Consider the following 6881-nt stretch of genomic DNA (forward strand, 5'->3'; position numbering starts at 1 on the left):
ATATTAAAACATTGTAGGAAATTATCAATAATTATGCCGTTTTCGGAAATGTTGCACAACGGTTTTGTGTAAGGAACGTTGCGTGTTTGAGTGCGAGGATTTTCCGAAGGAAAATCAGATGCTAGCAAACAAAGCAACGACCAAACGGCTTAACTAAAATAAGCAATGTTTTTTACACGGTGTTGGCAAACGTTTTTTTAATTGTACTTATTATTTTATCTAGTTTTTCTTTATAAATATAGATGTCATATTCATAAGTCTTATGGTCAAAAGTTTTAATGGTCAGCGTATTTTTAAAGTCAAAAACAGGTACAATTAAGCGCAAAAAGTCTTGAGTTAAGTCAGTAGTCTGAGAAAATTTTCCAGAAGAAGTTATGTCCTTAATATTAGTCAATTCAATGTCAGTTTTACGTGAAATTAATCCAAAAAGATGATTGCTTTTAATCCGTAATTTATTGTCGTAAAGTTCTAATTCTTTTGAGTCGATTATTATTATGAGCAGTAATAAAAAAATTCCGACTGCAAGAGCATTAATATTTATCTCGTTTTCCAATCGAATAAAGATGCTAATGATGAAATAAAGGATTATTGATACAAAAATCAAGTCTTTTGCAAAACGAATCCACGAAAAAGTAGTGTAAATAGGTTTTTTTTCTGTCATTTCTCAAATGTTTGCCAACGTTTATGTATATGGAAAGTTGCGTGTTTGTGTGCGAGGATTTTCCGAAGGAAAATCAGATGCAAGCAAACAAGCAACTAACATTGGTTAAGCTAAAAATAGCAATTTTTTATATACTGTGTTGTGCATAGTGTTTTTTTAAGATTCCCACATATTGATGGTAGTTAGAATTTTCCATTGTCCATTTATTTTTTCAAATATCACAAATCCGCCATTTCCACAAAGTCCACCGCAACGAACTCCATAATAAACCGACGCCAAATTTCTTTCATAATGAATTTTGGAAAGCTCAACAACTTGTCCAATTCCGTATTTTCTATTTATTCTTTTCCAACTATTCTTTCGCCAACCTTTTTTTCCAAAGAAAGATGAAAATTTCTCTGAAGAAATTGGTTGGATAAATAGATTGTTTATGTTTAATAAATCAGTTTTTATTTTAGGATGATTTTTAAAGTCCGATGTCAGGTCAACAACAATCTTTTTTAAAATCGGTTCTTTAAGTAGTCTTTTCAGAAAAACGGTGTCTTTATAAATACTTACAAAGCTATAATCCAATTTTGTAACAGAATCGTATTTTGGGTCAAAAATCTCATAGTCAGATTTTTTAAATTGATTTTCGTATTTATCAATTAACAAAATCGAATCTGTATTTGATGTTTTTCCAAATTCGAGAATGTCGGATAATATTATAGAATACAATTTGTAATCATCTTTTTCGGCTTGGGAAAATGACAATTGTGAGGTAAATAATATTATTAGAAGTAGCTTTTTCACATTATGCACAACGTGTTTGTGTATGATTAGTGGCGTGTTTAAGCACCTAATTTAGCAAATAAAAACCGAATAGAAAATCCGCGAGGATTTTCGTAAGTAGGCGAAAACCAGCCATTAATTATACACGGTGTTGGCATTAGTTATTTTATACATTTTACAAATCCATTCGCCATATTAAAGCATCCATTTGGTAAAGAGTCAACTAAATCATTATACAATTGTTCATAATTCATAGTTGAAGTCATTAGTTTGTCAAATCCAATGATTTTTTTATCAAATTCATTTTGTTTCGGCTTTTCGTTAGATACCCAAAACTCCTTGAATTTGTAATCAGTTTTATTCGAAAACTCTAGCAATATTAAATTCTTTTTACTTTCGCCAATTGGCATTGTAGATGAAGGAATTTTATCTAATTGTAGTTCAGTGAGTTTTTTATAAATATGAATTGTTCTTTTTTGTTTTAAGTTGCTTTCTAGTTTATAGTATTTTTTCTTTATTTCATTATTATGGTATTCCAAATTCATAGAATCAGGTTGTTTTTCTACAAAGCTTATTATTTTTCCTTTTGGTTTAAGGTCTTTGGTTTTCCAAATCTCGAGAATATGTCTAGGTGTTATGAATCTAAAATGAAATTCATTTTTTGAGATTTCAAGTGAGTCCACAGACAAGTCGATTAGGATTTTTTTGAAATAGTTGTAGGTATAACTTTTTTCTCCATTTGGTTCAGTTGGATATTCCATAATTTTATTTTGGCCATTAAGTCCAAAACAAAAAAGAAGAATTATAATTCCGATGTTGTTTTTCATAATTAATGCCAACGTTTATGTATAAGGAAAGTTGCGTGTTTGTGTGCGAGGATTTTCCGAAGGAAAATCAGAAGCTAGCAAACAAGTAACTAACTTTGGTTTAGCTAAAACTAGCAATTTTTTTTATACGGTGTTGCCATTAGTTTTTATTTTTTTCGTCTTCATCAATGTTATAAATTATGTTTAAATCTTTGTTTTCTCTTATAAAGAAGTACATTCCTGCGGATAGAAAGAACCATAATAAATAGGATTCAAAATCCGTTGATTTTCTCCAAAATATTTGTCGAATAATCCAAAACCAACAATAGAAGTTAGCTGACCAAACATAAATTTTTTTACACCAAAACTCTATAATTAGATTTAAACGAATTATTTTTCATCGGTTTACTTATTTTCTTAATTTATTCCTACTTTTTGACAACAACTTGCTAAAGTCAGAAGCAATGAATTAAAGTATTGTTGTTGCCATTAGTTTTTTTATTATTCATAATAATCTCCGTCTTCCCATATTTTAGTCCCGAGAAAATTTCCACAAAAGTCATATCGTTTTATTGGTTTTGGGTTGTCCACGTTTTTACCATGGCTAAATATCCAAATTTCATTTCCGAAAATTTTTATGCGATTAAATTCTCTTGTGTCAGAAGCATCCATTGAGCTTATAAAAACAGATTTTTTTTCAAAAACTTCATTTCCATTTTGGTCAATAATTTGGTCAATCACGATGTCTTTTCGGTGCTTTAAAGTCCAAAATAGAAACTTGCGTTTTTTTTCAATCCGTTCCGTTTTTAAAGTTACACTTTCAATTCCGCAATTATTTTTTTTGGTCAGATTTACGCTTTGAATTTCAATCGTTTTTATTCCGCTATTCAGATTAATGAAAAGGAAAATTATACTAATTGAAATCGAAAATATTGAATTTATGACGGTCATTTTAAATTAATGGCAACGTGTTTGTATAAGATTAGTTGCGCTGGAAATCCGCGAGGATTTTCAGATTACGGAACTAAGATAGTAAAAATGCGAGGATTTTCCGCAGGAAAATCAAAAGCAATTAACCTTATACGGTGTTACAAAATGTAGCGACACGTCAGATTGGTTTTGCACAGCATTTTGTCCACTTAAAATTTAAAAAATCGAGTTTTGAGTTTTTTAGAACTTTCTAACTTAAAATTCTCAAAAAAAAACGCGAACAGTAAACCACGCTTTTTTCAGCCGTTGTAAAATTCCGCAACCTTGCTCAATTCCGCTCGAGTGAGATTCCGCGTAACGATTGTCAGATTCAGAGTTTGAGTGTTCAATTCCGCGCGTTGCTTTGGTCAAATTCAGATTTAGAATTCCATCGGATTTCTCCCCGTCTGAGTGAGTTCGGAGCTATTTTTTGTAACGTGTTTGTATATGGAAAGTTGCGTGTTTGCGTGCGAGGATTTTCCGAAGGAAAATCAGACGTAGCAAACGTGCAACGACCTTTGTTTTAGCACAACACCAGCAATTTTTTATATACGGTGTTGTGTGTAGTTTTTATTCCGATTATTATCCATCAATCGAAACTCCAACTTGTTTGTTATTCTCAAATTGAACATTGAAAAAATATCTTTTCTTTTCTTTTTCCAAAAATGCCATTTCAAATCCGCCATTTCTAACAGAAATTCCTTTCAGTTCAAAATGTTTTTCCAATGCAATAAATTCCATTTCAGCGTTTTCAAATTGTTCTTTAAGAGCTTTTTCCGATTCCGATTTAATTTTCGATTCGTTATTCAGCGCATTGAGTAAAATCCGTTTTTGACTTTCATCTATTCCGTCTTTAGTTCCCTCAATTAGTATTTCAATGTCAGAATCTAAATATTTTCTATTTACTTGCCAACCAATTCTATTTCCGTTTGTGCTAAAACTCTCAATTTCTCCAAAATCAGAGTCATTTGTTTTTAGTTTTTTACTTCCAAATAAATTTCCAAATATTCCCATTCAGTTTGTTTTTAGTTCGGTTGCTCAAATTACACCCAACGTGTTTGTATAAGAATAGTTGCGGGTTTGTATGCGACAGATTTTCCGAAAGGAAAATCAGACGTAGCAAAAATGCAACTGACTTTGGTTAAGCACTAATTTAGCAATTATTTTTATACAGTGTTGGGTTTTAGTGCTTTTTTGTCCGCTTAATTTTTCTTTCATATTTTCTTTTTCGGACAGCTTTTCATTCCGCAAACCTGTTTTTCCGACGTTTCGGAACCGCAATGTTTTTCTTCCGATATTTCGGAACAGGTTTTGAGTGGGCAATTCCGCAACTTGCTAAATTCCGATTGAGTGCGATTCTGAGTTTTTAATTCAGATTCCAATTCCACAAACGAGCTAAAAAGTCCGATGCAATTTTGTCAACATTTCGATTCCGAAAACTTGCTCAAATTCAGCAGTTTGTTTTTCCGCAAAAGGCTAAAATTCCACGTAAATATTTGTCAGATTCCGATTTCTGCAAACTTAAATTTCAGCCGAAAGTTTTGATTTGGAACGGAATTTCAGCATTAAACCCAACGTTTTTGTATATGGTTTGTTGCGTGGTTTAAGCACTAAATTTAGCAAATAAAAACCGAATAGAAAATCCGCGAGGATTTTCGTAAGTAGGCGAGAACCAAGCAATAAATTATATACGGTGTTGGCAACTGGCTTTTTTTAATTTCCACCAAATATTTTTCCGCTAATGTCATTTGGCATTGCAGGTCCAGAATCTCCTTTCAATAAACCTGTTTCAGCTCGACTAAATAATGATTGCATTATCAGCGATTTTTCTTTTTCGTCAACTGCCGAATCTTTAATTAAGGATAAATAAACGTAGGTCAGTTGTTCTCTTTCTTCTGCATCTCTTGCAAGGTGAAATGAACTAAAAGCTACTTTATTTAATGCTCTTATGCCATAAGCTAAAAATGAAATAAATGTTACGTAAATAATAGACCATTTAATTGCACTTGCTTGTCCTTTTATAAAGCTTAACAACATTCCATCTGGTGTTAACCACAATAATAAATATAAAGTCACACAAGCAAATGCAACCAAACCAACTAACCAATATATCGCTTTCCAACCTTCTTTATTTAGTTTCGTTGCTCTTTGATTCCAATATTCCGCAGGCTTTTTTAGTCTTAACAATTCTTCATAAGTATGCTCTAAATCAGAAATTTTTTCCTTTGTTGTAGTATCGAAATTATCGAACTCAATTTTTGTATTATCAAACCAATCATCGAAGTTTGATTCCTTTTCTGTTTTTAATTCATCTATTTTTTGTGTGTAGTTTTCAAATTCAATATTTGCAGATTTTAGGTGCTCCGATAATTGAGTTTCACTTTCTGATAATTGGCTTCTAAAGTCATTTCTTAATTTACCGATTGAAGATTTTTCTTTATTCCTGCGTTTTGTTAATTCTGTATAGTCTTTAAGTTCAAATTCATAGGCTAAAAGATGTCCAATCATAGAGTCTTTATTCGAAAAATTATAATTACCCATTACAAAATTGTATGCACCTGCATAATATTTAGGAACATCTCTATGAATATTTATTAGAAATTCGGTAATAGGTGAATCGTAAACGAATAAAGTTTTGTTGTTTTGAATTTGATTTTTTTCAGAATTCCAATAGTTGTTTAATTGACTTTCGTTATGATTTGAGTTTATAACATAAGAATTTATATAGTTTTCAAGTCTTGTTTTAAATGTTGAAAACTGCTTTTTTGAAGCCTTTAATTCATTTGGAATGTTTTCTCCAAATTTTTCCCATCCATTAATTTGTTGTTCTAAAAATTTAAAAACACTACTAAATCCAGTTAAAGTTTGGTCAAAGTCCAAATGTGGATATTCTATTTGTAAGTTTACTGAATTTAACCAATCTGAAAATTCTGAATCAGCTATTATTTTTCTTATTTCGTTTGTTGTCATTCAGTTGTGTTGTTTTTCAGCTTGTTGCCAACGTGTTTGTGTAAGGAACGTTGCGGTTTTGTGTGCGAGGATTTTCCGCAGGAAAATCAGAAGCTAGCAAAAGTGCAACGCCCAAACGGTTAAACTAAAATAAGCAATGTTTTTTACACGTTGTTGCCAACTGTGCTTTTTTTATTTCAGTAATTTTTTCAGAGTTCGAGTCGGTTCATCAGCTTTTTAATTCCGCAAACTTGCTAAAATTCCGATTTATTATTTTTTCGGCAGAGTGGAAGTCAGACGGAATTTTTGAGTTCAGTTCCGTTTTCCACATTTCCATAATTTTGTCAAATTCGGCACAGCAATTCAGTCAGATTTCGAGTAAGCAATTCCGACGTTGCTTTTCATTCCGCATTTGAGTGAGAATTCAGCGTGATTTTTTGAATTCCGCAACATAGTTTTTTCGTTTTTACTTTCTTAAAATTCTAAAAAAAAATCGAAAATAAACTAGCCATTTTTCAAATCCGCAAACTTGCTCACGCATTGTTGGCAACGTTTATGTGTAAGGAACGTTGCGTGCTTGTGTGCGAGGATTTTCCGAAGGAAAATNAACACAACGTGTTTGTATAAGAATAGTTGCGGGTTTGTGGGCGGCAGATTTTCCGATAGGAAAATCAGACGTAGCAAAAATGCAACTGACTTTGGTTAAGCACTAATTTAGCAATTAT

6 protein-coding genes are annotated in these 6881 nt (G+C 31.6%); all 6 read right to left on the bottom strand.

Features of this window, described 5'->3' with window-relative positions:
• Window positions 1-172: 172 nt before the first annotated feature.
• Entirely contained in the window at window positions 173-661 is a 489-nt protein-coding gene (locus ACFQ0I_RS04970; protein ID WP_379939973.1) for a hypothetical protein, read from the bottom strand.
• A 156-nt stretch (window positions 662-817) separates the two neighbouring features.
• Entirely contained in the window at window positions 818-1453 is a 636-nt protein-coding gene (locus tag ACFQ0I_RS04975; protein WP_379939975.1) for a hypothetical protein, read from the bottom strand.
• 140 nt (window positions 1454-1593) lie between these two features.
• Window positions 1594-2259 carry a hypothetical protein gene (locus ACFQ0I_RS04980; RefSeq protein WP_379939976.1) on the bottom strand — a complete coding sequence of 222 codons (666 nt, stop codon included), beginning with the start codon at window positions 2257-2259 and terminating at the stop codon, window positions 1594-1596.
• A 480-nt stretch (window positions 2260-2739) separates the two neighbouring features.
• A complete protein-coding gene (locus tag ACFQ0I_RS04985; protein ID WP_379939978.1) occupies window positions 2740-3189 on the bottom strand; it encodes a hypothetical protein in 450 nt (149 codons plus the stop codon).
• Window positions 3190-3789: 600 nt separating this feature from the next.
• Window positions 3790-4221, bottom strand: a complete 432-nt coding sequence (locus ACFQ0I_RS04990; protein ID WP_379939980.1) for a hypothetical protein — start codon at window positions 4219-4221, stop codon at window positions 3790-3792.
• Window positions 4222-4920: 699 nt separating this feature from the next.
• Entirely contained in the window at window positions 4921-6177 is a 1257-nt protein-coding gene (locus ACFQ0I_RS04995) for a DUF6161 domain-containing protein (protein WP_379939982.1), read from the bottom strand.
• Window positions 6178-6881 lie beyond the last annotated feature (704 nt).

Origin of the sequence: Mariniflexile aquimaris (assembly GCF_042676825.1) — a bacterium.
GTDB classification, from domain to species: Bacteria; Bacteroidota; Bacteroidia; order Flavobacteriales; family Flavobacteriaceae; genus Mariniflexile; species Mariniflexile aquimaris.

Coding starts and splice junctions, on each gene's coding strand:
- ACFQ0I_RS04990 (WP_379939980.1), bottom strand. CDS start 4,221: ATGGGAATATTTGGAAATTTATTTGGAAGTAAAAAACTAAAAACAAAT.
- ACFQ0I_RS04985 (WP_379939978.1), bottom strand. CDS start 3,189: ATGACCGTCATAAATTCAATATTTTCGATTTCAATTAGTATAATTTTC.
- ACFQ0I_RS04995 (WP_379939982.1), bottom strand. CDS start 6,177: ATGACAACAAACGAAATAAGAAAAATAATAGCTGATTCAGAATTTTCA.
- ACFQ0I_RS04980 (WP_379939976.1), bottom strand. CDS start 2,259: ATGAAAAACAACATCGGAATTATAATTCTTCTTTTTTGTTTTGGACTT.
- ACFQ0I_RS04970 (WP_379939973.1), bottom strand. CDS start 661: ATGACAGAAAAAAAACCTATTTACACTACTTTTTCGTGGATTCGTTTT.